Origin of the sequence: Stenotrophomonas sp. S49, from assembly GCF_016624905.1 — a bacterium.
Taxonomy (GTDB): Bacteria; Pseudomonadota; Gammaproteobacteria; order Xanthomonadales; family Xanthomonadaceae; genus Stenotrophomonas.
The window spans coordinates 1-25,215 of record NZ_JACVUD010000064.1 but is presented as its reverse complement, the minus strand read 5'-3'; the positions used below and the strand labels follow the sequence as shown (position 1 = coordinate 25,215).

Genomic DNA, 25,215 nt, shown 5'->3' with positions numbered 1-25,215 from the left:
GCATGGATGCGGCTGCCAAGCCTACAAGGACGTACTTGCGGCGTCCCCGCACTCCGACACCGCCCCGCCATCCCACGGATACCCCGCTTTTGACGTTGCTTCAGTCGAGCATGGCTCGACTCTACGCAGGTGCAGGGCTGCAAGCCCTGCCGGCCTTACTTCTTGCGGGCGCCGGGGGCGATCGGCTCCATGGCGCGGAAGCGGCTGCTGTATTCGTCGGTCAGCGCGCGCGCTTCCTGCCCGTTGCGCACGATCGTCGGGGTCAGCAGCACGATCACTTCCGAGCGACGGCTGTTGCGCGTCTTGCTGCCAAACAGCGCCCCCACCACCGGAATGCGGCTCAGGCCGGGAATACCGTTGTGGCCATCGGTGCCCGAATCGGTGATCAGGCCGGCCAGCATGATGGTGTCGCCACTCTGGATGGCCGCTTCAGTGGAAAGCTTGCGGGTGGAGATGCGCGGGTTGCACTGGGTGCGGGTCGGATCGCAGTTGGCCGCCACTTCGCCGGCGCTGCTCACTTCCTGCACGATGTCCATGAACACCGTGCCATCGCGCGTCACCCGCGGGCGCACCTTCAGGATCACACCGGTGTCGATGTACTGCACCTGGCTGTAGGTGTTGTCGGTGCCCACGCCGGTGTTCACCGACACCGTGCTGATCGGCACCTTGTCGCCCACGTTCAAGGTGGCTTCGGCATTGTTGCGCACGAAGATCGACGGGGTCTGCAGCAGGCGCAGGTCGGTGACCTTGTCCAGTGCGCTGACCACCGCGGCGGCGTTCTTGCCCAGGAAGGTCCAGCCCAGCCCTTCGCTGCCGGTGATTGCGCCGGCGAAAGTGCCCCACACGTTGCGGCCCAGTGCGCTGGGCAGGGTGGCATCGCCGGTGGCGCCGGGGAAGGTCTGGCCCTGCACGGCGTTCTCGAAGTACCAGTTCACGCCGTAGCTCAGTTCGCCCTGCAGCGAGACTTCAGCCACCTGCGCTTCGATATGCACCTGCAGCGGCATGACGTCCAGCTTCTCGATCACTTCGCGGATCGACCGCCAGGCCTGCGGGGTGGCGCGTACCAGCAGCGCATTGGTTTCTTCCACCGCCGACACGCCAACGGTGTCGCCTTCCACGTCCAGGCTGACGCTGATGTTGCCTTCCTGGCGCTGCGGCAGGTTCATGGTGCTGGCCATGCCGCTGCTGCTGGAACCAGTGCTGCCCAGCGTGCTGCTGTCGGTGCGGGTGTCGGTCTGGCCAGTGCTGTCCAGCTGCATCGGCTGCGCACCTGGGGCCAATGTGGTGGCACTGCCGCGGTTGTTGCGGTTGTTGCTGCTGGCAAACGCTTCGGACAGGCGCTGGGCCAGGTCACGCGCCTTGATGTAGCGCAGTTCGTAGGAGAACAGGCGAGCGCTGCCACCGGCGGTATCGATACGGTCCAGCCACTGCTGGATCTGGTCCAGGTAGCGCGCCTGCGGGGTGATGACCAGCACGGCGTTGGCGTTTTCCAGCGGCAGGAAACGCAACATGCCGGCGCTGGGGGTCTTGCTGTCTTCGCCGAAGACTTTTTCCAGATCGGCAGCGACCTGTTCGGCCTTGCCCGACTGGATCGGGAACACGCCCACCGACATGCCCGACAGCCAGTCCACGTCGAAGATCTCGACGGTGTGCAGGTAGTTTTCCAGTTCGGCACGGGTGCCGCCCAGGGTAATCACGTTGCGCCCGGTATCGACGTTGACGATGGCGTTGGGCCGCGCGTACGGCTCCAGCACCTTCTTCATTTCGCTGGCGGAAATGAACTGCAGCGGCACCACCCGCACCTCGAAGCCACGGGCGCTGGAGGCCGGCGCGGTGCTGGGCGCGACAGTGCCGGCCAAGGCCTGGTCGGCGGCGACGATGTTGTAGCGGCCGCCGCTGTAGACCATGCGTGCGTTGTTCCAGCCCAGCACCATCTCCAGCAGGTTCAATGCCTGTGCCGGCGACACCGGCTTGGGCGTGGCCAGGGTGACCGTGCCTTGCACGCCCGGTGCGATCACGTAGTTCTGGCCCAGCATGTCACCGAGGATAGCCTTGACCACCGCGTGTACCGATTCGCCCTCGAAATTGAAGGTGGCACTGCCGCTGCTGGCGGTATTCAGCGCCGGCGACGGTGCGCGCGCGGCCTCGCGGTTGATCATGGTGCCGCTGCCACGACGGATGACCGCCTGCGGCGCGCCGCTCTGGCCATCACCTTCGGCCACCTGCGCATCGGCGGCGGCCTGGCCGGCCGGCGGCGTGGGTTGCGGGTTGCCGTTGCGCTGCACGTGCGGACCGGACACCGTGGTGCAGCCGACCAGCAGCGCAAGGAGGAACGAGGAAGAAAGGAAACGCAGATTCATGCATTCACTCTATCGGTTGGTGCCATCGCCCGTGGGCGGCGACGGTTGTTGCTGCTGTTGTTGCTGCTGCAGCTGACGGCGACGGGCCTGGATACGTTCGCGGATGGCCTGCATCTGCGCTTCGCTGGGACCGTTGGCATTGGTGTTGGGGGCGGGCGTGCTCTGCGCCGCCGGACTGGCAGCCGCAGAGGCCGCCAGATCGACCGGGCGCTGGGCGCTGCTGTTGCTGCTGCCAGCCGGGCTCGGTGGCGGTGGCGGCACCACCACGCCTGCCGGCGGCACCGCGCCATTGGCCCCGCGCAGCACGGTCGGCGGTTCGCCGCCCTGCCCGTTGAAGGTGGCCAGTTCCAGCACCTGGTTGCCCGATGGGCCGATGACCGTGGCCTGGCGCGGTTCCAGCGCGACCAGCTGCCAGCCGTCCACGGCCTCGCCGTTCAGGCGCAGGCGCAACGAACGGTTCTGTTCGGTGGTGAAGGTGGCCATGCTGAAACTGTCGGTCAGCAGCACGCCGGTCAGGCGCAGGGCCGCGCTGGCGGCCGGTTCGCTGCCGCCCAGCAGGTACGGGCGCGGGCGGCGGTCTTCAGCGAACAACGGGCGTTCGCTGATGACGCTGTAACTGTCCGCTGCAGCCATGCGTTCGGGCGCCAGTGGCGGCAGCGAGGGCAATGCAGCGGCACCGCCGGCATCGTCCGTGCCCGCTGGCAGGCGGCTGCCCAGGCCGAAGCCAGTGGCCAGCCACAGGGCGCCCGCCCAACCGGCCACGGCCAGCAGCAGCCCCGTGCGCAGGGGTAGCGCATCGAGCTTCATTCGGCGCCCTCCCCTGCATCGGAATCGGCGGCGGCATCGGCCGCGGCATCCGCGGCCGGCTCAGCCGGGACGGCTGCTTCCGGTGCAACGACCGCGGCGTTGGCAACCGCCGGCGCTGCGCTGTCGGCCGCTGCGCCGGGCAACAGGTAACCGGCCAGCTCGAAGGACACATCCAGGCCCAGGCCGGATTCGTTGGCCGACTGCTGGAAGCGCTGCGCGATCAGGTTCAGGTTGTCCACGAACAGACGCGGACTGCCAGTTTCCAGGCTGTGCAGCACGGTGGCCAGCTCGGCCACGCCACAGCGCAGCCGCACCTGCATGGCCACGCGCACGAATTCGGCATCGCGTCGGTTGTCGGTCAGCGGCGTGCGGTTGCTGATGGTGCAGCTGCGGTTGCCGGGGCTGGCCATGGCCACGGCATCCTGCAGCCGTGCGCCCAGCGCGGCGGCGGCCGCTTCGGCAGTAGCTTCGCGCAGGAAGCCGGGGCGCTGTTCCAGCACCTGGCGGGTGTCCTTCAAGCGTTGTTCGATCTGCGGCTGCTGCTGCAGCTGCGCCTGCACGCGCTGCTGGCGTTCGCGCAGCGCGGCCACGCCTTCGTTGATGGCCAGCAGCGGCTGGGTGAACCAGGGGTGCACCAGCAGCAGGTAGGCCACGCCCAGCACGGCCAGCAGCAGGGCCAGCGCCAGCCAACGGTCACGGCGCGGGTTGGGCATCGGCATCGGCCGCCTCCTTGCGTGCAGCGGGGGCGGGAGCGGCGGCGGCCGGCAACGGCTGCAGTTCGGCGGTCAGGGTGAAGCGGTCGCGGCCACTGCTGGCGCCGTCGGCCTGCAGCACGCCGGTCAGGTTCACCTTGCGCCACTGCGGCGCATCCTGCAGCAGCGCGACCAGTTGCGATGCCTGCCCGCTAAGCCCGATCAACTGCAGGCTGTTGTTCTCGATCGCCAGTTTTTCCAGATAGGTGCCGTCGGGCAGGCGCCGGGTCAGCTCGGTCCACAGTTCCACCGTGGTGGCACGCTGGCTGCGCTGCTTTTCCAGGAAGGCGGCGCCGTCGATCAGCGCCTGCAGCTGGCTGCGTTCACTGGCCACGCCGCGGGCACTGCGGGCGCTGCGTTCGACCTGTTCGCGCAGGGCGTCGGCAGCGTCGCGCCGGTTGTCCAGCAGCTGCAGTGCGGCCAGCACCAGCATCACGAGGGCGGCGGCCGCCAACATCAGGTTCCAGCGCCGGCTGGGATCAACGCGGCGCTGGCGCTGCGCCGGCGGCAGCAGGTTCACCTGCAGCGTTTGGCCGTGTTCGTCGATGGCATCCACGCCGGCCAGGGCATCGGCCCAGTCACCGGCCTGGCTGCGCCAGGTGTCCAGCTGGCGCAGCGGCCAGGCGACCAGCTCGACCTGCAGCAGGCCGTCGCCGGCCGTGCCCAGGGCGCGCACGTCGTAGCTGACCTGGCTGGCCTCGAAGGGCGTCTGCCGGTCGATTTCATAGCCCACCACGGCGTGCAGGCGATCGGCGGCGGCGCTGGGCAGGCGCAGGCTGCGGCGCAGCACCTGCGCCACCGGCAGCAGCCAGACGCGCGGCAGGCGCCGCAGGCGCGGTTCCAGCACGCGGTCCAGATCGGCCGGCGCCAGCGGCCACGGCAGGCGCACCACGCGTTCGGGGCCGGCACTGCCATCACGCCAGACCTGAACCTGGTCGCCGTCGCGCTGCAGCAGCAGGCGTGCCTGCGACCAGCCCAGCGCCCACTGCCAGCGTGCCGGCACCCAGGCCAGCAACGATTGCCGCCACCAGCGCAGGAAATGGCCGACGCCAGGGCCGATCCGGCCCTGCACCTGCCGCACGCTGTCCTGCCATGCTGTCATCTTGCTGCCATTCCCTGCTCCCAGCGAAGCACTGTGTAGGTCTGGCCGGGCACTCCGCCCGAGCCGTTGCGTACCACCGCCTTCAGAACCGACTGGCGTCCACTGCCGTCGATGGCGCGGCACTCGATACTATAGGTGCCGCTGCCGCTGGCAAGGGTTGACGTGCCCGCACCTGAATCTTCGTCACGCTCCTGCTGGGCCCGTTGCGCCAGTACCTGCTCGGCGTCCAGCCCCAGCGCCGCCAGCACCGGGGCGGTGGCGAAGCGCGGATCGGGCCGCGCCATGCGGCTGTACAGGGTGATGTGCGGCAGCATTGCCTGGTACAGCGCCGCGCGCATGCCCAGCACCCGCTGCAGTTCGCCCAGGCTTTCAAAACGCTTGTTGCGCGGGCCGTACGGCAGGCCGGCCGCTGCGTAATCGGGCGCTTCGGCGCCGCCGCCGGGCTGCTGCAGGCTGTCCTCGTCGCGCCAGTCGATGATGGCCCCGGCCAGCCGCTGTGCATCGTCGGGGCTTTCGCCCAGTGCCTTCAGGAAGGCGGTAAGCAGCGCAGCGTCGGCGACATTCAGATTGATCTTGCCGTTCTCGTCCACCACGCGGATATCCACGCGGGCATCGTCGAACTGCCACCGGTAGGTGCGGCCGTCGGCCTGCCAGGCCGGGCGCTGCGGATCGGCGTGCAGGCGCATCAGCGCATACTCCAGGCCGGCACGTGCGCGTTCCTGGCCGCGCCCGTTGTCATCCAGCACCCGCTGCTGCAGGTGTTCGACCCGGGCGGTCAGCGCGAATGCGCCCACTAGTGCGGTCATCAGCGCGATCAGCCACAGCACCAGCACCAGCGCGGCCCCGCGCCGGGTCCTCATCGGATGCCTCCGGCGGCGCCACCGGCACGCAGGGCGACCACCAGCGGCGGCCATGCCGGCCCGCGCGCGGGCCGCACCTGCACCTCCACCAGCAACGGCAGGCGGCGGGTATCGTCCCAACGCGGCAACCAGTCGGTCATCTGGCCGCTGGCCGCATCCACGCCGCGGTAGCGCAGCTGCACATCGCGCAGGTGCTCGGCCAGCACTTCCGGCGCACGCGGCGGGGTTTCCGGCAACTGTTCGCCTTCCTGCAGCAGCACCAGGCCCAGCAACAGGCGGCGCTCGCCGGCCTGGCCCTCCACCTGCAGCGCATGCAGGTAGGGGCCGCCGCGGCCCAGGTAACCCGGCAGATCGGCCACGAACTGCATGCCGCTTTCATCGCCACTGAAGTACACCGGCTCGCGGGTGGGGTCCGGTACTTCCATCGGACTGCGCAGCGCCGCACTCAACTGCCGCCGCAGCAGCCCCTGCACCGCGCGCATGCGCTCGCTGTCGGCGGCGATCTGTTCGCCCCGCTGGCTGACCGCCATGGCCGAGCGCACGCTGGCAAACGCCAGCGCCAGGCCGCCAGCCAGCAGCACGGTGGCCAGCATCACTTCCACCAGGGTGAAGCCGCGTGCCTGCCGTTTCACCGTGCACGCTCCAGGTCCGGCGGCAGCAGGCGCAGGCTGCGCCAACGCAATTGTTCGCGCGCGCCATCGCCCCAACGCACCTGCAACTGCAACTCGGCCAGCCACGGCGCGCCGGGGGAATCGGCGACCGGCGCGTTGCCCACGCGCGGCTCCACCCAGGGCTGCACCTGCAGTTCCCAATGGAAGCGCCCCTGCTCCCACTCGCCCTGCTGGCGCCCGGCCTGCAGCGGTTCCTCCACCCCGGCGGCGGCCAGCAACGATTGCGCATGCAGCACCGCGCGGGTGCGCAGCTCGGCGTCCTTCACCTGCCGCGCGCCGCCGGACAGGCTGCCCAGCAGCAAGGTCAGCGCCAGGCCCAGCAAGGCGAAGGCAACGATCACTTCCAGCAGGGTGAAGCCACGCGCGCGCCGTTTCATTGCGCCTGCCACGGGCCGGAACGTACTTCGCCGGTCAGCCAGCCCACGTCGATGCGCCATTCGGCGCTGTCGCGCTGCAGGCGGATGCGGCCACCACTGGCGCCGCCGTCCGGATGGAACTCGATCACGCCCTGCCCTGCGCCAGTGGACAACTGCGCGGCGCCTTCGAACTGCACCTGCAGGGTTTCCGGCAGCGTGCCCTGGCGCTGGTTGGCACCGGTCCAGCGGTGCTGCGCCGGTTCGATCACGAACCGCTGCGGTTCGCCCCGCGCGATGGCCTGGGCGCGCACCATGCGCAGCTGGTTGGCGATGTCCTTGCCGGCACTGCGCAGCTGCATGCCGGCAAAGCCGCGCGACAGGCCGGCGGCGGTGATCAGGCCGATGGCGGCGATCAACGCGATCACCAGCAGCATTTCCAGCAGCGACAGGCCCGCTGCGCGCCTGCCGTGCAGGCGCGGGCGGGGCAACCGGCGCGGCAGGATGCGGGTCATGCAGGCTTACGGCTCGTAGCGGATATCGGCATCGACACTGCTGCCGCCCTGCTTGCCATCCTTGCCCAGGCTGATCAGATCGTAGGGCTGACCTTCACCCGGTGCGCGGTATTCCAGCGCATGCCCCCACGGGTCGTTCAGATCGGCCGCCTTGGCGTACGGGCCCAGCCAGCCACCGGTGCCGGCCGGGGCGTTGATCAGGTCTTCCAGCGTGCCCGGCAGCTTGCCGGTATCGAGCTGGTAGTTGTCGATCTTGGACGCCACGGTCTGCACCTGCGCCTTGGCGATGTTGGCCTTGCCGCGGTCGGCGCCGCCCAGCACGCGGCTGGCGACCAGGGTCAGCACCGCGCCGATCAGCACGATGACGATGATGATTTCCAGCAGGCTCATGCCCGACTGGTGGCGAGCGGCGGTGAAGGAAAGGCGGATCGGTCGACGGGAAGCAATCATGGTCGGTCCTTTCAGGTGCGGAACAGCGGGAGTGTAGGAAGGGCCATCATCAACCGATGGCATTGGTCAGGTCGTACAGCGGCACCAGCACGGCCACGATCACCGCGCCGACCACCGAGGCCAGCACCAGGGTGATGGCCGGCACCATGGCCGCCAGCAGGCGATCGATGCGGCGGGCACTGTCCTGTTCGAAGGTGTCGGCCGCCTTCAGCAGCATGGTGTCCAGCGCGCCGGATTCTTCGCCCACCTGGATCATCTGCAGGGCCAGGCGCGGGAAGCGCTTGCCGCGCGACAGTGCCAGCGACAGGCCGGCACCGTTCTTTACTTCGTCTGCGGCGCTGTCCACATCGGTGGCCAGCGCGCGGTTGCCCAGCACGTTGCGGGCGATGCCCAGCGCGCCCAGCAGCGGCACGCCGTTGCGCAGCAGGGTGCCCAAGGTACGCGCCAGCCGTGCGGTTTCCAGTTCGCCCAGCAGGCGGCCGATGCCACGGCGCTGCAGCAGCCAGCCATCCAGTGCCAGGCGGAACGCGGGCTGGCGCAGTTTGCGTTCCAGCAGCAGCACCAGCACCGCCGGCACCACCAGCAGCAGGATCCACCAGTCACGCACGAACAGGCCGATCTGCAGCACGATGTTGGTGAACCACGGCAGCGCCACGTCCAGGCTTTCGTACATCTGCGCGAACTGCGGCACCACGTAGCCCAGCAGGAACAGCAGCGCACCGCCCACCACCACCAGCAGGATGGCCGGGTAGACCAGGGCATTGACCACCTTGCCCTGCAGCGCGCGGCTGCGTTCCAGGTAATCGGCCAGGCGCTGCAGCGTGTCGTGCAGGCTGCCACCGGCTTCGCCGGCACGCACCATGTTCACGTACAGGCGCGAGAACAGACCGTGCTGCCGTTCCAGTGCCGTGGACAGCGGCGCGCCGCCACGCACCACGTCGCGGATGTCGGTGATCGCCCGGCGCGAGCGCTCGTCTTCGGGCAGGCCGAGCAGGATCGACAGTGCGCGATCCAGCGGCTGCCCAGCGGCCAGCAACGTGGCCAGCTGCTGGGTGAACTGCAGCAGCGCCGCGCCCTGCAGCGGCCGCGGCCGGAACAGGCCACGCAGGCTGCTGCCACCCACGGCACCGCCATCGGCCAGCCGGGTTTCCATGGGCAGGTGCCCTTGGTCCTGCAGGCGCGCGATCAGCTCGGCTTCGCTGGCCGCTTCCATCTGGCCATCGAAGACTTCGCCATGCGGGTTCAGCGCCTTGTAGCGGTAGTTCGGCATGTCAGCAGCAGGCTCCGGCGCGCATCAACCCTCCTCGGTCACGCGCAGCACTTCTTCGATGGTGGTCTGCCCGCTCAACGCCTTGGCCAGGCCATCTTCGTACATGGTGCGCATGCCGGCCTCGCGGGCGATGCGTTCGATTTCGCCCATGCCATCGCGGCGCATGACCGCGCGACGCAGCGCATCGTTCATCACCAGGAATTCCATGATGGTGGTGCGCCCCAGATAACCGGTGGGCGCCAGCGCGGACGGCTTCGGGCGGAACAGATGGATGGTGCCCTGCGGCTGCAGGCGGCGCAGTTCGAAACGTTCGATTTCCTCCGGCGAGGCCTCGTAGCGCTCGGCGTGGGTCGGCTCCAGGCGGCGCACCAGGCGCTGGGCCAGGATGCCGTTGATGGTGGACGTCAGCAGATAGTCTTCCACGCCCATGTCGAGCAGGCGGGTGATGCCACCGGCGGCGTTGTTGGTATGCAGGGTGGACAGCACCAGGTGACCGGTCAGCGCCGACTGGATCGCGATGCGCGCGGTTTCCAGATCGCGCATTTCGCCGATCATGATGATGTCCGGATCCTGGCGCACGATGCTGCGCAGCGCGTTGGCGAAATCCAGGCCGATCTGTGGCTTGGCCTGGATCTGGTTGATGCCTTCGATCTGGTATTCGACCGGGTCTTCGACGGTGATGATCTTGACGTCGGCGGTGTTGAGCTGGCTGAGCGCGGTGTACAGCGTGGTGGTCTTGCCCGAGCCGGTGGGGCCGGTGACCAGCAGGATGCCGTGCGGCTGTTCCAGCACCTTGCGGAACTGCGGCAGGAAGGCATCGGTGAAGCCCAGCCGGTGGAAGTCGAACACCACGGTTTCGCGGTCGAGCAGGCGCATGACCACGCTTTCGCCATGCGCGGTGGGCACGGTGCTGACACGCAGGTCCAGTTCTTTGCCCTGCACGCGCAGCATGATGCGGCCATCCTGCGGCAGGCGGCGCTCGGCGATGTTCAAGCGCGCCATGATCTTGATGCGGCTGATCACCGCGGCAGTCAGGTTGGCCGGCGGGCTTTCGCCTTCCACCAGCACGCCGTCCACGCGGTAACGCACCTTCAGCCGGCTTTCGAACGGTTCAACGTGGATATCGGAGGCGCGCAGTTCCACCGCCCGCTGGATGACCAGGTTGACCAGGCGGATGACCGGAGCTTCGGAGGCCAGGTCGCGCAGGTGTTCGATATCGTCCACCGCGCCGCCTTCACCATCGGCGGTTTCCACGATGGCGCCCATCGCGCTGCGGCCCTGGCCGAACCAGCGTTCAACCAGATCGTCGATTTCCGCGCGCATGCCCAGCACCGGGGTGACCGGTACGCCCAGCGCCAGCTGCACGGCCTGCTGCGGGTAGGGATCGTGCGCATCGGCCAGCCACAGGCGTACCCCGTGTTCGTCCAGCGCCAACGGGCAGACATGGAACTGCTTCAGGAACCGCTGCGACAGCGGCAACCCTTCGGCCAGCGACTGCGGCGGGGCCTCGGGCAACTGCTTGCCTTCCAGCAGCGGCAGGCCGAGCACGTCGGCGCTGGCCTGCGCCTGGTCACGTTCGGAGACCAGGCCCAGCCGCACCAGCAGCGCCAGCAGGCTGCCGCCGGCTTCGGCATGCAGCGGCCGCGCGCGCGCCAGGTCAGCATCCTTCAACCGGCCACGCGACAGCAGGGCATCCAGGATGCGGCCTTCGGCGTCGTCGTGGGCGGTAGCAGCGAGCGCGTTCACATGACTCTCCTGTCGATCGCCCTGACTTTAGCAGTTTGGCCGGGGTTTCCGCCGTCCTGCACGCGCAGGACCACAAAAGACGACGCCCGTCACCTTCCGGTAACGGGCGCCGCCAATTCACTTACGACAACATCTGCAACCGCTGGGCCGTTACTGGGTGGCCAGGATGGTCACGCCGCCGAATGCCGCCTCGCCCACCACCTTCACGTAGTAGGTGCCGGCGACCGGCTTGGCCACGCGCACGGTTTCGGTGTTGCCCGGGCGCGTCGACTTGGCATCGTTGTCGGTGGCGGTGGGCACGCGGCCCTGCGCCAGATAGACCGACACGTTGCCGGTGCCGCCATAGGTCAGCACGCTCAGCTGCTTGCCGGCTTCAGCCTGGAAGGTGTAGACGGTTTCGCTGCCGGCAGCGCCGGCCACGCCACTGATGGCCACCTTGTTGGTCAGCGGGATGCCTTCCGGCTCGCAGTTCTCGGTGCACGGTTCCTTCAGCGCGGCATCCAGTGCGGCCTTGGCATCGACGATGCCGGTGCCGATCGGGGTGGCGGCCGGAATGGTGACCGGGAAGCGACGTGCCGACTGCTTCAGCAGCGTTTCCAGCGCAGCGGGGCTGAGCGGATCCTTGCCATTGGCAGCCAGTGCGCTCTGCACCAGCGCGGCCACGGCAGCCACGTGCGGCGAGGACATCGAGGTACCGCCCTTGCCCATCAGCACCCACTCACCGGCGTCGGGCGTGGTGTCGGAGCTGGAGCCGACCTGCCAGATGTAGCCGTTCGGGTTGCCGTCCACGCTGCCGCCGCCACCCGGTGCGGCCAGATCGACCACCGCGCCATAGTTGGAGTAATAGGTGATGCCGCCGGTGACGCGGGTGGCGCCGACCGAGACCACGTTGGCGCAGCTGGACGGACGGTAGTTGGCGGCGTTGTCGGTGTCATTGCCGGCGGCCACCACCACCAGGGTACCGCGCGAGACGGCGCCGTTGATTGCGTCCTGGTAGGCCGCGTCGCACGCGCCGCCGCCGCCCAGGCTCATGTTGATGATTTCAGCCGGCGTGGTGTTGGCCGGAATGCCGGCCACGGTGCCACCGGAGGCCCAGGTGATGGCGTCGCTGATGTCGGCCAGGGTGCCGCCGCACTTGCCGAGCACGCGCACCGGCAGCACCTTGGCCTTGTAGGCCAGGCCTGCCAGCGCGCTGCCGTTGTTGGTCACTTCGGCGATGGTGCCGGCCACGTGGGTACCGTGCCAGGAGCTGCCTTCCGGCTGCGAGCCGTTGTAGCACTCGTTGGCCGTTTCCACCCAGTCACCGTAGTCGGTGGCGCCCGGGGCGCGACCGTCGGTCGGGCGGCGCGAGGACTCCTTGTCGCTGATGAAGTCGTAGCCCGGCAGCAGGTTGTCGCCGAAGTCCGGCACGCCCGGCAGGATGCCGGTGTCAAGCACGGCCACGACCACGCCTTCGCCCTGCGAGACATCCCACGCCGCCGGCGCGTTCACGCCGCTGGTGGCGTTGTAGAAGTTCCACTGGTACTGGGCGTAGTTCGGGTCGTTGGGTACCAGTGCCGGCTGCGCATTGCTGGCGCGCAGGTCCGAACGCTGCAGGCGCACGTTGGCCACGGCGTACTGCACCGACGGATCGGCGTTCAGTTCGGCCAGCACCTTCTTCATTTCCGCGCCGGCCAGGCGCGACTTCAGGCGGATCAGATCGCCACCGGTGCCCAGCTTGCGCTCGACCTGCGGCGACAGCGACAACGCGCGGCTGCTGGCGCCGCTGCTGACAATCGCGCGCGACAGCGCCGACTGCACGACGGTGAGCTTGCTCGAACGGTCACTGGCGGCGGCGGTACCGGTGCGGTACTTGACGATGATGCCGTCCACGGCCTGCTGGTCGGCGCTGGCCACACGGGCCGGTGCGCTGGGCGTGCCCGGATTGATCGCATGGGCGGCACCGACGCCGACCGTCAGCGACAGCACGGCGGCAGCCAGTACGTTGATGCGAAGGTTCTGCTTCTTGGTCACGTTCGAAATCCTCTTCAAGGTCATGGTTGAGCTTTCCTTCTCCACCCAGTGCACGGGCGGAGCTCACTACGGCCATCATTCCCTGCGACTGCCCTGGCTGGCCCACCAGGGTTGCCGTGCCTCGCCCCCTCAGGCCTTCACTGCATGACGTGCCGGTGGCACGTGGCCACCGGCACGCGCTTCCCGCTTACCAGCCGAAGCCGGCACCGACGCCGACCGAGGCGTCATCACTGCTGAACGCACCGCCCAGGGTGACCGTGGCGCGATCGCTGATCGCACGCTGGTAGCCCAGCGACATCGCCGATTCACCGCCCTGGAAACCGATGCCGACGCCGACCCGGTTCTGGGTGCGGATGCCGGCGGCACTGGTGGCCATGTTCAGCATGGCCGCGCTCATCGCACCCTGGCGGTCGATGCGGCGATCCATGTGGCGCAGGCGTCCATCAACTTCGCCCTTGAACACATCGAAGCTGTCGGCGACGGCCTGCACGCGGCTGTCGGTGTAGCTGTTGGCGGTGGTGATGCCGCGATCCAGCTGGCTCTTGTTCACGGCATCGGTGGCGGCCGTACCGGCGGCCACGTTGGTGACCTGGCGTTCGTTGCCCTCGCTGCCCACCGACACGGTGTTGGCACGATCGGCAATCGAACCCTGGCCCAGGGCCACCGCGTTGGCGGCCGAGGCCGTCGCGCCCTGGCCGATGGCGGTGGACGAGGCCGCACTGGCGACTGCGCCCTCACCCACGCTGACCGCACCGACGGCGGCAGCCGGTTGTGCGGCGCTGGTGCCACCCACGCTGGGCTTGGCCGGAATGTCGGTGCGCGATGCCACCGGATCCGACTCGGCCGCGGTGGACAGTTCGGCCACCGACGCCTGCGCGGTGGTGCTGGCGCTGCGCAGGCTGGCCGTGGCGGTGCTGGCGCGGCTGGAACCACCGGCGGTGCGCTGGTCCAGCTCGGTCACCTTGCGGTCCAGCGCGCCCAGTGCGTCGCCCACGTTGCTGTAGGTGCTGCCCTGGATCACGTAGTTCGGTGCCACGAACACGCCCTGCAGGCCGACGCTGGCGCCACCGCCGAGGAAGCTGGCGGCATCGCTGAGCGACTGGAACAGCTGGCCACCGGTGACCGCCTGGCGGCTGCCGGCGGCGATGCTGCCGGCGCCCACGTTGTCGATCGTGGTGCCATCCATGCCGGACAGGGTCAGGCGATCGCGGCTGGCATCGTCGTAGCCGACGGCATTGGCGGTGCTGGTTTCCATGGTGGAGATGCGCGAGTCGAAATCACCCACGCGGGTTTCCACCGCCCCCACGCGCTGGTTGGTCACGTTCAACTGCGAACCGGTGACCGCATCGGTGCTGCCGGCGGCAATGCGGCCATCGGCCACGTTGACGATGCGGCGGGTGGCCGGACCGGCGGTGCCATTGCCACCCCCGACCGAAACCACGTTGGCTTCCACGGCGCGCGAACCGGCACCCAGGGCCACCGAGTTGTTGCCGGTGACGCCACTGTTGGCACCCAGGGCCAGTGCGGCGTTGCCGATGGCGGTGGCACCGCTGCCGACCGCATTGCTGCGGCTGCCGCTGGCCGTGGCGTTGGCGCCGATGGCCACCGCGTCGGTACCCGACGCCGTGGCCGTGCCGGTGCCGCTGGCCTGGAAGCGCTGGCCGACCGCATCGGCGGTTGCGGCAACCGCATCCAGCTGGCCCTTGTTCACTGCATCGCTGGCTTCGGTACCGGCGGCGACGTTGGTGATCTGCCGCTGCGCGGTGGCCGTGCCGACCGACACCGTGTTGGCCCGGGTGGCCTGCGAACCGCTGCCCAGCGCGACGCTGTTGGCCGCACTGGCGCTGGCGTTGGCACCCAGTGCGGTGGCGTCGGCCGCATCGGCCCAGGCGTTCCAGCCGATGGCGGTGGCGTAGTCGTCGGTCGCCCAGGCACCGGCACCGAACGCAGCCGAGCCGGTACCGCTGGCACGGGCCGGAATCAGGCCGAAGTAGGTGCTGCCACCAATGGCCACGCTTTCATCGCCGGTGGCCTCACTGGCATTACCCACCGCCACCGAACCGGCACCGCTGGCGGTGGCGAACACGCCGGCCGCGGTGCTGTTGGCGCCGCTGGCCAGGGTGCCGTAGCCCAGTGCCGAGCCCAGGCGACCGCTGGCTTCGCTGTAGCCACCCACGGCAGTGGTGCCATCGGCCGAGGCCGAGGCGCGGAAGCCGCTGGACAGCGACTGTGCGCCGCTGGCGATGGCTTCGGCACCATTGGCGGTGCTGTACACGCCGGTGGCCTGTGCGCCGGCACCGGTCGCGGTGCTGCTCACTTCACTGGCGACCGCGCCACTGCCCAGGGCGGCACTGTCTTCGCCGCTGGCCTGGGCGTTGGTGCCAACCGCTGCCGCATTGCCGCCGGTGGCCAGGCTGTTGAAGCCGACCGCGGTCGCGTTGGCCGCAACCGCCGTGGCGCCACTGCCCAGGGCAGTGCTGCCATCGCCGATCGCGTTGGCTGCTTCACCGGCGGCCAGCGCGTTCTCGCCTTCCACGTAGGCGCCGGCATCGCTGTCTTCGCTGCCGCTGGCCTGGAAGTACTTGCTGGTGGCCTCGGCTGCGGCGGCCACTGCATCCAGCTGGTCCTTGTTCACCGCATCGGTGCCCTCGGTACCGGCGGCCACGTTGGTGATCTGGCGCGTATTGCCCGCACCGCCCACCGACACCGTGTTGTCACGGTCGGCAATGGAGTCGGCACCCAGGGCAACGCTGTTGGCGCCCTGCGATTCGGCTGCGTTGCCCAGTGCGGTGCTGTTGGTACCCGGTGCCCAGGCGCCGCCACCGACGGCGGTGGAGTAATCACCCGATGCTTCGGTGGCCAGCAGGCCGAACAACGAACCACCCACGGCCACCGCATTGGTGCCGGTGGCCAGGCTGCCCTGGCCGGTAGCCGTGCTGTAGGCGCCCGAGGCTTCGGCATCGCCGCCCAGGGCGACGCTGTTGGAACCGGAGGCGTTGGCGAAGTTGCCCAGTGCGGTGGCGTTGAACGCCGATGCGCTGGAATAGCCACCGATGGCCGTGCTGTAACCGCCGCTGGCTTCGGCACCGATGCCGAAGGCCGCCGAGGCGGTGCCGCTGGCCACGCTTTCGCTGCCCACCGCGGTGGATGCCTCGCCGCTGGCGGTGCTGAAGTAGCCCACGGCCACCGCTTCTTCGCCGCTGGCTTCGGACAGCACGCCGCTGGCGGTGCTGCCGGCGCCACTGGCCACGGCGGCCGCACCGAAGGCGGCACTCTGTTCGCCGCTGGCTTCACTTTCGGCACCGTGCGCGGTGGCGTACTCGCCGGTGGCCTGTGCATTGGCACCGATCGCGCTGGCGTTGGCAGCGGTGGCCAGGGCGTTGAAGCCGATGGCCTGCGCATTGCTGCCGATGGCGTTGGCACCGGCGCCCAGCGCGCTGGCACCGTCACCGATGGCATTGGCCGCTTCACCGGCCGCCAGCGCGTTGTCACCTTCCACATAGGCGCCGGCATCGCTGTCGTCGCTGCCACTGGCCTGGAAGTACTTGCTGGTCGCTTCACCAGCAGCGGCCACTGCATCGAGCTGCGACTTGTTCACCGCATCGGTGGCCTGGGTACCGGCGGCCACGTTGGTGACCTGGCGTTCGTTGCCGGCACTGCCCACCGACACGCTGCCGTCGCGGTCGGCGACCGAGCCTGCACCCAGCGCGACCGCATTGCTGCCGCTGGCCGTGCTGCCAGCACCCAGTGCGATGGCGCTTTCACCGCCGGCCACCGTGTTGGTGCCGATGGCGATGCTGTTGATGCTGTTGCCCAGTGCCTGGAAGCCCAGTGCCACGCTGTTGGCGCCGTAGCTGAAGGCACCGCGGCCGACCGCAGTGGAACTGGTGCCGTTGGCCCAGCTGTTGTAGCCGATGGCGGTGGCGCCATTGGCACTGGCCCATGCGGCCGGGCCGAACGCAGAGGCGTTGCTGCCGGTCGCCCAGGCGCCGGAACCGAACGCGGTGGCGCCCGCTTCGCTGGCGGTGCTGTAACCGCCCACGGCGGTGCTGTCATCGGCCTTGGCAAACGCGCTGTCACCGATGGCGACGGCATAGCTGCCGGTGGCGCGCGACTTGCTGCCCGCCGCGAAGCTGTTGTCGCCGGTGGCCTGCGCGCCGCTGCCGAAGGCATTGCTGGTCAGCCCGGTGGCCTGCGCCGCGTTGCCCACTGCGGTGGAACCGGCCGACGCGGTGGTACCCACCTGCACCGGGTTGCCTTCGTCGTCCAGCAGCGGCTGGTTGTACTCGTCGTAGGCCTGGCCCAGGCCACCCACGGCCACCGCGCCATCGCCGTCGGCGAAGGTGTTGCGGCCCAGTGCAACGGCATCGGCGCCCAGCGCGCCAGCACCGGCACCCTGCGCCAACGCACCGGCACCGATGGCATTGCTGGCCGAACCGGCCGCGACCGCACCTGCGCCCTCGGCATAGGCACCAGCATCGGTGCCCTCTTCGGCCTGCGCCTGGAAGAAGTGCGCGGTGGTATCGGCGGTGTCAGCCACCGCATCGAGCTGCGCCTTGTTCACCGCATCGGTGGCTTCGGTACCGGCGGCCACGCTGGTGATCTGCCGTTCGTTGCCGCTGCTGCCCACGGCCACGCTGTTGTCGCGCACCGCTTCGGAGTTCGCGCCCAGGGCCACGCTGTTGGCGCCGCGCGCGGTGGCGTAGAAGCCGACCGCCGTGCTCTGCGCGCCACTGGCCCAGGTCTGTGCGCCCAGCGCGCTGGACTGTTCACCCGGTGCGTAGGCGAAGTAGCCCACGGCCGTCGCCTCGGCACCCGACGCTTCGGTGAGCGTGCCGTTGGCCGTGGCGTAGTCGCCGCTGGCAATGGCACCGGCGCCGACCGCCGTGGCGGCTTCGCCGCTGGCCTGGGTCTGCACGAAGAAGCCCAGGCCGGGAATCAGGTCAGCCGGGCCACCGATGGCCACGCTGCTGGTGCCGGTGGCCACGCTGCTGGTGCCCAGCGCGGTGGAGTAATCGCCAATGGCGTTGGACACGGCGCCGAACGCCGCCGACTGCGCACCGCCGGCATACGCGCCCACGCCGTAGGCGCTGGAGGCGAAGCCAGCGGCTTCGGCGCTGGCACCGACGGCGGTGCCGCCCACGCCGGCGCTGGTTGCACCGGTATCGACCGGCACGCCGCCGTTGGTGATCAGCGGGTTGCCCTGCTCATCCACCGCGGCACCACCGACGGCCACGCTGCCCGGGCCCACGGCCTGCGCGTTGTTGCCAAAGGCGGCGCTGTTCTGGCCGCTGGCCAATGCGTTGAAGCCCACCGCGGTGGCGTTGCTGTTGACCGCGGTGGCACCGCTGCCGAGTGCGGTGGTGCCATTGCCCAGGGCATTGGCGGCCTCGCCGGCGGCGGTGGCATTGCTGCCATCGGCGAACGCACCAGCACTGCTGTCATCGCTGCCGGTGGCCTTGAAGTAGGTGCTGGTGTTTTCGGCCACGCTGGCCACTGCATCCAGCTGGCCCTTGTTCACCGCATCGGTGGCTTCGGTACCGTCGGCCAGGTGGGTGATCTGGCGTTCGTTGCCGTCGGCGCCGACGGCCACCGTGTTGTCACGGTCGGCCTGCGAGGCGGCACCGATGGCCACGCTGTTGCTGCCATTGGCGGTGGCGCTGGCGCCCAGTGCGGTGGACTGCGCACCATCGGCCCAGGCGTTCCAGCCGATGGCCGTTGCATAGTCTTCAGTGGCCCAGGCACCGGCACCGTAGGCCGCCGCACCGTAGCCGCTGGCGCGCGCCGGAATCAGGCCGAAGTAGGTGCTGCCGCCGATGGCCACGCTCTCATCGCCGCTGGCTTCGCTGGCCTCACCCACGGCCACCGAACCGGCGCCCGTGGCGGTGGCGAACACACCTGCGGCGGTGCTGTTGGCACCGCTGGCCAGGGTGCCGTAGCCCAGCGCCGAACCGAGGCGACCGCTGGCTTCGCTGTAACCACCCACGGCGGTGCTGCCATCGGCCGAAGCGGAGGCGCGGAAGCCGCTGGACAGCGACTGCGCGCCGCTGGCGATGGCTTCGGCACCGTTGGCGGTGCTGTACACGCCGGTGGCCTGCGCGCCGGTACCGGTCGCAGTGCTGCTCACTTCGCTGGCCAGCGCGCCGCTGCCCAGGGCGGCACTGTCGCTGCCGCTGGCCTGCGCGTTGCTGCCCACGGCGGCGGCATTTTCACCGGTGGCCGAGCTGTTGTAGCCCACGGCCGTCGCGTTGGCCGCAATGGCCAGTGCGCCGCCGCCCAGCGCGGTGGTGCCATCGCCGATGGCATTGGCCGCTTCACCGGCGGCCAGTGCGCTGTCGCCCTCGGCCAGTGCGCCGGCGTCGCTGTCGTCACTGCCGCTGGCCTGGAAATACTTGCTGGTTGCTTCGGCGGCGGCGGCCACTGCATCCAGCTGGTCCTTGTTCACCGCATCGGTGCCTTCGGTGCCGGCGGCCACGTTGGTGATCTGGCGCGTGTTGCCTGCGCCACCCACCGACACGGTGTTGTCACGGGCGGCGATGGAGTCGGCACCCAGAGCGACGCTGTTGTCACCCTGCGCTTCGGCGGCATTGCCCAGTGCCGTGCTGTTGGTACCCGGCGCCCACGCGCCGCCACCGACGGCGGTGGAGTAATCGCCCGATGCTTCAGTCGCGAGCAGGCCGAACAGGGCGCCGCCGACGGCCACGCTGTTGCTGCCGCTGGCAATGCTGGCCTGGCCGGTGGCGGTGCTGTTGGCGCCGCTGGCCTGTGCATCACCGCCGACCGCGACGCTGCTGGAGCCGGTAGCGTTGGCGGCATTGCCGACCGCCGTGGCGTTGAACGCAGATGCGTTGGACAGGCCGCCCAGCGCGGTGCTGTAGCCACCGGTGGCTTCGGCACCGACGCCGAAGCTGGCCGATGCGGTGCCACTGGCGACGCTGCCGGCACCAACGCTGGTGCTGCCGCTGCCGCTGGCCTGGGCCTGCGCACCGACGGCCGTTGCGCTGTCGGCGCTGGCCTGCGCGGCGCTGCCCAGCGCGGTGGTGTCGTCGCCGCTGGCCGTGGCGTCGGCGCCGGCGGCCAATGCGCCCTCGCCGTCGATCTGCGCCGCGTCGCTGTCATCGCCGGCACCGTCGGCCTTGAAGTAGCGGCTGCCTTCTGCAGTGGCCGCGGCCAGTGCGGCCTGGGTGGCCTGCGCCTGTGCCTGTGCCTGCGCATCCAGCTGCGCGCGGTTTACTGCATCGGTGGCCGCCGTGCCCGCGGCCACGTTGGTGATCTGCCGTTCGTTGCCGCTGGCGCCGACCGACACCGTGTTGGCGCGGTTGGCCGTCGAGCCGGCGCCCAGCGCCACGCTGTTGGCCGCGCTGGCGGTGCTGCCGGTGCCGACCGCAACCGCGTTGCGGCCACTGGCGTTGGCGCTGCCATCGACCACGCACTGGTCGATCACGCTGCTGCTGATCGTTACGCAACTGGCGTTGCCGCCCACTTCCACCGACTGTGCCTGCGCCAGGCTTGTCCAGCCCAGGGCCATCAGCAGGCCGGCGGCAAGCACCGTCGGCGCGCTGCCGCCCTGCTTCTGCCGCTTGTCGACAACCGTACCGGCCTGGTCCGAGGTTGCCAGTTCCGAGGCAACGACCAACTGACCCAATGCTTTGTTCCAGACCTTGCGATAAATCCGATTCATCGATACGGCTCCTGAGTGGACTGGTTTTTAGGCAAAGCAACGCCATCGCTGGGCCATCCGGCCCAACGTCCCCTGGGGGCGTCTATTCGCGTGATTTACGACGGTGTTCGCGCAGAACGCGCAGAGAGGCAAGAGCGCCTTCCGTTGCGCAATGCGTTACTACGAAATGAATGAATTCAAAACGGACTGGCAGTGTTAACGTGAAGATTATCTTCCGTCAAGACTTTGACGGAACAAAACCTACTGTCGTGAACCAGTTCACCGTTTTATGCGTTTATGCGGTTATTTCGTTAGAACCAAGTGAACGTCGCATGCCGCGTGTAACGCGCTGTAACTCGTGGACAGCACACGATATTCACGCAATACAAACAAAAACCCGCCGGGGTTGCCGGCGGGTTTCCATACGTCATCGAATTGGCGCGTGCGCGGATCGAACGATCAGCCGCACCAGACGCGGGCGTTGCGGAACATGCGCATCCACGGCGAATCACCCTGCCATTCCGCCGGTGCCCAGCTCACGTTGAGTGCGCGCGGGGTGCGCTCGGGGTGCGGCATCATGATGGTCACCCGGCCGTCGCTGCTGGTCAGGCCGGTGATGCCGTCCGGCGAACCGTTCGGGTTCAGCGGGTACTGGCTGGCTACGTTGCCGTTGCCATCGATGTAGCGCAGCGACACGCGCGCGGCCGCCTGGTCCACCGCATTGGCGAACACCGCACGGCCTTCGCCGTGGGCCACGGCCACCGGCAGGCGCGAGCCGGCCATGCCACGCAGCAGGATCGACGGCGATTCCACCACCTCCAGCAGCGCGGTGCGGGCTTCGAACTGCTCGCTGGCGTTGCGGCGAAACTGCGGCCAGTGTTCGGCACCGGGAATGATGTCCTTCAGCTGGCTCATCATCTGGCAGCCGTTGCACACGCCCAGCGCAAAGCTGTCTTCGCGGGCGAAGAACGCGGCGAAGGCATCGCGCAGTGCGCTGCGTTCCAGCACCGAGGTGGCCCAGCCACGGCCGGCACCCAGCACGTCGCCGTAGCTGAAGCCGCCGCAGGCGACCAGGCCGGTGAAGTCCTGCAGGGCCACGCGACCTTCGATCAGATCGCTCATGTGCACGTCGAATGCGCTGAAGCCGGCACGTTCGAAGGCGTTGGCCATTTCAATCTGGCCATTCACGCCCTGCTCGCGCAGCACCGCCACCCGCGGGCGCGCACCGGTGTTGATAAAGGGAGCGGCCACGTCCTCGGCGAGGTCGAAGCTGAGCTTCGGCTTCAGGCCCGGTGCGTTGAAGGCACGGGCGATCTCGCGCTCGGCGTCGGCGTTTTCCGGGTTGTCGCGGCGCTTCTGCATGGCGTGGGTGACCGACCACCAGGCGTCGAACAGCGCTTCCCAGCGCCACTCGGCCAGGTTTTCGCCGCCCAGCGACACGCGCACCACCGGTGCGGTGGTCGGCTTGGCGATGCGCTGTGCGCACTCGATCAGCGCGTGGCGCTCGACCAGATCGGCGAATGCGGCGCGGTCTTCGCGGGCAATCTGCACCACCGCACCCAGTTCTTCGTTGAACAGGCTGCGGAACGGATCATCGCCCCAGGCGTCGAGGGTGATGTCCAGGCCCAGGCGCGAGGTGAAGGCCATTTCGCACAGCGCGGCGAAGGCACCGCCATCGCTGCGGTCGTGGTACGCACGCAGCAGGCCGGCCTGGCGCGCGTCGCGGATCAGTTCGAAGAAGCCACGCAGGCGCTGCGGGTCGTCCAGGTCCGGGGCGGCACCGGCGAAGGCCGGCAGATCGCCGTGGTCGGCATGCACCTGGGCCAGGATCGAACCGCCCAGACGCTGCTTGCCGGCACCGAGGCCGATCAGCCACAGCTCGCTGTCCACCTCGCGGTCGAGCAGCGGGGTCAGCTGCTGGCGCACATCGGCCACCGGCGCGAACGCGGAAATGACCAACGACACCGGCGACACACTTTTGTGTGCTTCGCCCTGGTCGTGCCACTGCGCCTGCATCGACAGCGAATCCTTGCCCACCGGAATGCTGATGTCCAGCTGCGGGCACAGTTCCATGCCCACCGCCTTCACCGCGTCGTACAGCAGCGCGTCTTCGCCCGGGTGGCCGGCGGCGGCCATCCAGTTCGCCGACAGCTTGATTTCATCCAGCGCGTCGACCGGGGCCGCGCACAGGTTGGTCAGCGCTTCGCCCACGGCCATGCGCGCCGAAGCGGCGGCATCGAGCAGGGCCAGCGGCGTGCGCTCGCCCAGCGACATCGCTTCGCCGGCCACGCCGTCGAAGTCGGCCAGGGTGATGGCCACGTCGGCCACCGGCAGCTGCCACGGGCCGACCATCTGTTCGCGCGCGGTCAGGCCGCCCACGCTGCGGTCACCGATGGTGACCAGGAAGTTCTTCGAGGCCACGGTGGGGTGCGCCAGCACGCGCAGACCGGCTTCCTGCAGATCCAGCCCGCCGGTCTTCAGCGCCGGCCAGCGCGGGGCCGGCGGGTGCGCGGTGTCGCGGTGCATCTTCGGCGGCTTGCCGAACAGCACGTCCATCGGCAGGTCGATCGGCGCATCGGCCGGGGTGTGGCCCGGCACGGCGCCATAGGCCACCACCAGGTGTTCTTCGGCCGTGGCCACGCCCACCGCAGCGAACGGGCAGCGCTCGCGCGCGCACAGCGCGGCGAACTCGGCCAGGCGTTCCTGGGCCACGCCCAGCACGTAGCGTTCCTGCGATTCGTTGCACCACAGCTGCATCGGCGACAGCGACGGGTCATCGGTGGGCACCTTGCCCAGGTCGATCACGCCGCCCACGTTCGAATCGTGCAGCAGTTCGGGGATGGCGTTGGACAGGCCACCGGCGCCGACGTCGTGGAAGAACTTGATCGGGTTGTTGGCGCCCATCGCCACGCAGCGGTCGATGACCTCCTGGCAGCGGCGTTCCATTTCCGGGTTGTCGCGCTGCACGCTGGCGAAGTCCAGGTCTTCGGCGCTTTCGCCGGAGGCCACCGAACTGGCGGCACCGCCGCCCAGGCCGATCAGCATGGCCGGGCCACCCAGCACGATGACGGCATCACCGGCCTGCAGCTTGATCTTGTCGACCTGGATGCGATCGATCGCGCCCAGGCCACCGGCCAGCATGATCGGCTTGTCGTAGGCGCGGACCAGATCGGCGCCTTCGGGCAGCTCGAAGCTGCGGAAGTAACCGAGCAGGTTCGGGCGGCCGAACTCGTTGTTGAACGCGGCGCCGCCGAGCGGGCCATCGGTCATGATTTCCAGTGCCGGTGCCATGCGCGGGTTCAGCGCGCGCGGCGCTTCCCACGGCTGCGGCAGCTCGGGAATGCGCAGGTGCGAGACCGAGAAACCGGACAGGCCGGCCTTCGGCTTGCCGCCACGGCCGGTAGCGCCTTCATCGCGGATCTCGCCGCCGTTGCCGGTCGAGGCACCCGGGAACGGCGCGATCGCGGTCGGGTGGTTATGCGTTTCCACCTTGATCTGGAACGCGCTGGGCACCTGCGGCTCGCGGCGGTATTCGCCGGTGGCCGGGTCCGGACGGTAACGCGAGGCCGGATGGCCTTCGATCACCGCGGCATTGTCGCTGTACGCGCTGAGCGTGTGCTGCGGGGTCTGCTGGTGGGTGTTCTTGATCATCCGGAACAGCGAACGGTCCTGTTCCTGGCCGTCGATGGTCCAGCTGGCGTTGAAGATCTTGTGCCGGCAGTGCTCGGAATTGGCCTGCGCGAACATCATCAGTTCCACGTCCGAGGGCGAGCGGCCCAGCGCGGTGAAGCGTTCGCGCAGGTAGTCGATCTCGTCCTGGGCCATGGCCAGGCCGAGGCGCTGGTTGGCGGCCTCCAGCTGGTCCACCGGCACGCGCTCCAGTTCGCCGCGCGCCGGGCTGCTGAACAGCGCCTGGCCCTGCTCGGCCGATTCCAGCACCGACTGCGTCATCGGGTCATGCAGGGCCTTCACCAGGGCCTGCTGGGCGGCGGCATCGGCCGGCCAGCCCAGCACGTCGATGCGCAGGCCGCGTTCCACCCGGCTGACCGGCTGGCCGGCACCGCGCACCAGTTCGGTGGCCTTGCTGGACCACGGCGACAGCGTGCCCAGGCGGGGCACCACGACGCGGCTGACCGCACCGTCGGCCACGGCCTGCGCCTGCGGCTGGGCTTCCAGGATGCGGCACAGGGTGGCCACGTCGGGCGCGGCTGTGCCTTCGGGCTGCACGAAGTAGACGTGCCAGGCGCCGCTGATGCGCAGGGAGGGAGCGATGGACTGCAGGCGGGATTCAAGACGTTCGCGGCGGAACGGCGACAGGGCGGGCGCGCCCTCGAGGACCATCATGTCCGGGGAACCGTAGTTGGGAAACGGGCCCGACATTGTACCGGAACCGGGGGGTGGGCTTCGGCCGGGCGGCGCCCGGCACCCCGTAGAGTCGAGCTTGCTCGACTGGACCACCAGCCGGAGCAACAGCAACAGCGGGTTTCCTGGGGGATGGCGGGGCGGGTCCGACAGTTTCCTGCGATCTGTCGGAACTGCACGGGGTCGGATCCCGTTGCCTGGCAACGGGCTCTGACCCCGGATGTGTTGCGATATCTGATGGATCCATCCACGCATGGCGTGGATCTTATCTCTTGCCGATCTGGCACCTTGGGT

The 25,215-nt window shown here is 69.3% G+C and carries 14 protein-coding genes; all 14 read right to left on the bottom strand.

Features of this window, described 5'->3' with window-relative positions:
- Positions 1-155: 155 nt before the first annotated feature.
- Entirely contained in the window at positions 156-2,360 is a 2,205-nt protein-coding gene (gene gspD / locus IAE58_RS13815; RefSeq protein ID WP_199933947.1) for a type II secretion system secretin GspD, read from the bottom strand.
- A gap of 9 nt (positions 2,361-2,369) precedes the next feature.
- A complete protein-coding gene (locus tag IAE58_RS13810; RefSeq protein ID WP_199933946.1) occupies positions 2,370-3,167 on the bottom strand; it encodes a general secretion pathway protein GspN in 798 nt (265 codons plus the stop codon).
- Positions 3,164-3,880, bottom strand: coding sequence for a type II secretion system protein GspM (gspM, locus tag IAE58_RS13805; RefSeq protein ID WP_199933949.1), 717 nt, complete (start codon positions 3,878-3,880; stop codon positions 3,164-3,166). Before gspM ends, IAE58_RS13810 begins: the two co-directional genes overlap by 4 nt.
- Complete coding sequence (locus tag IAE58_RS13800) at positions 3,861-5,021, bottom strand: PilN domain-containing protein (RefSeq protein WP_199933945.1); 1,161 nt, start codon at positions 5,019-5,021, stop codon at positions 3,861-3,863. Before IAE58_RS13800 ends, gspM begins: the two co-directional genes overlap by 20 nt.
- On the bottom strand, positions 5,018-5,881 hold the full coding sequence (locus IAE58_RS13795; protein WP_199933944.1) for a general secretion pathway protein GspK: 864 nt from the start codon (positions 5,879-5,881) through the stop codon (positions 5,018-5,020). Before IAE58_RS13795 ends, IAE58_RS13800 begins: the two co-directional genes overlap by 4 nt.
- Positions 5,878-6,513 carry a type II secretion system protein J gene (locus IAE58_RS13790; protein WP_108752133.1) on the bottom strand — a complete coding sequence of 212 codons (636 nt, stop codon included), beginning with the start codon at positions 6,511-6,513 and terminating at the stop codon, positions 5,878-5,880. Before IAE58_RS13790 ends, IAE58_RS13795 begins: the two co-directional genes overlap by 4 nt.
- Positions 6,510-6,929 carry a prepilin-type N-terminal cleavage/methylation domain-containing protein gene (locus IAE58_RS13785; protein ID WP_199933943.1) on the bottom strand — a complete coding sequence of 140 codons (420 nt, stop codon included), beginning with the start codon at positions 6,927-6,929 and terminating at the stop codon, positions 6,510-6,512. Before IAE58_RS13785 ends, IAE58_RS13790 begins: the two co-directional genes overlap by 4 nt.
- Positions 6,926-7,420 (bottom strand): GspH/FimT family pseudopilin, encoded by a 495-nt coding sequence (locus tag IAE58_RS13780; RefSeq protein ID WP_108748473.1) that lies wholly within the window; start codon positions 7,418-7,420, stop codon positions 6,926-6,928. Before IAE58_RS13780 ends, IAE58_RS13785 begins: the two co-directional genes overlap by 4 nt.
- Before the next feature lie 6 nt (positions 7,421-7,426).
- Positions 7,427-7,870: a type II secretion system major pseudopilin GspG gene (gspG, locus tag IAE58_RS13775; protein ID WP_108748472.1), complete on the bottom strand. Its 444-nt coding sequence runs from the start codon at positions 7,868-7,870 to the stop codon at positions 7,427-7,429.
- 49 nt (positions 7,871-7,919) lie between these two features.
- Positions 7,920-9,140: a type II secretion system F family protein gene (locus IAE58_RS13770; RefSeq protein ID WP_108748471.1), complete on the bottom strand. Its 1,221-nt coding sequence runs from the start codon at positions 9,138-9,140 to the stop codon at positions 7,920-7,922.
- Between the two features lie 24 nt (positions 9,141-9,164).
- Entirely contained in the window at positions 9,165-10,886 is a 1,722-nt protein-coding gene (gene gspE / locus IAE58_RS13765; RefSeq protein WP_108752131.1) for a type II secretion system ATPase GspE, read from the bottom strand.
- 150 nt (positions 10,887-11,036) lie between these two features.
- The gene (locus IAE58_RS13760) at positions 11,037-12,899 is read right to left on the bottom strand and encodes a S8 family peptidase (RefSeq protein WP_199933948.1); all 1,863 of its coding nucleotides are present in this window, start codon (positions 12,897-12,899) and stop codon (positions 11,037-11,039) included.
- A 187-nt stretch (positions 12,900-13,086) separates the two neighbouring features.
- Entirely contained in the window at positions 13,087-20,580 is a 7,494-nt protein-coding gene (locus IAE58_RS13755) for an ESPR-type extended signal peptide-containing protein (protein ID WP_199933942.1), read from the bottom strand.
- 438 nt (positions 20,581-21,018) lie between these two features.
- Positions 21,019-24,903, bottom strand: a complete 3,885-nt coding sequence (purL, locus tag IAE58_RS13750; protein ID WP_199933941.1) for a phosphoribosylformylglycinamidine synthase — start codon at positions 24,901-24,903, stop codon at positions 21,019-21,021.
- Positions 24,904-25,215 lie beyond the last annotated feature (312 nt).

What these genes read in the sequence shown, in the direction of transcription:
- IAE58_RS13810 (WP_199933946.1), bottom strand. Translation starts at nt 3,167, where the DNA reads ATGAAGCTCGATGCGCTACCCCTGCGCACGGGGCTGCTGCTGGCCGTG.
- IAE58_RS13770 (WP_108748471.1), bottom strand. Translation starts at nt 9,140, where the DNA reads ATGCCGAACTACCGCTACAAGGCGCTGAACCCGCATGGCGAAGTCTTC.
- IAE58_RS13800 (WP_199933945.1), bottom strand. Translation starts at nt 5,021, where the DNA reads ATGACAGCATGGCAGGACAGCGTGCGGCAGGTGCAGGGCCGGATCGGC.
- gspD (WP_199933947.1), bottom strand. Translation starts at nt 2,360, where the DNA reads ATGAATCTGCGTTTCCTTTCTTCCTCGTTCCTCCTTGCGCTGCTGGTC.
- gspG (WP_108748472.1), bottom strand. Translation starts at nt 7,870, where the DNA reads ATGATTGCTTCCCGTCGACCGATCCGCCTTTCCTTCACCGCCGCTCGC.
- IAE58_RS13755 (WP_199933942.1), bottom strand. Translation starts at nt 20,580, where the DNA reads ATGAATCGGATTTATCGCAAGGTCTGGAACAAAGCATTGGGTCAGTTG.
- gspM (WP_199933949.1), bottom strand. Translation starts at nt 3,880, where the DNA reads ATGCCCAACCCGCGCCGTGACCGTTGGCTGGCGCTGGCCCTGCTGCTG.
- IAE58_RS13785 (WP_199933943.1), bottom strand. Translation starts at nt 6,929, where the DNA reads ATGAAACGGCGCGCGCGTGGCTTCACCCTGCTGGAAGTGATCGTTGCC.
- IAE58_RS13795 (WP_199933944.1), bottom strand. Translation starts at nt 5,881, where the DNA reads ATGAGGACCCGGCGCGGGGCCGCGCTGGTGCTGGTGCTGTGGCTGATC.
- IAE58_RS13780 (WP_108748473.1), bottom strand. Translation starts at nt 7,420, where the DNA reads ATGACCCGCATCCTGCCGCGCCGGTTGCCCCGCCCGCGCCTGCACGGC.
- purL (WP_199933941.1), bottom strand. Translation starts at nt 24,903, where the DNA reads ATGATGGTCCTCGAGGGCGCGCCCGCCCTGTCGCCGTTCCGCCGCGAA.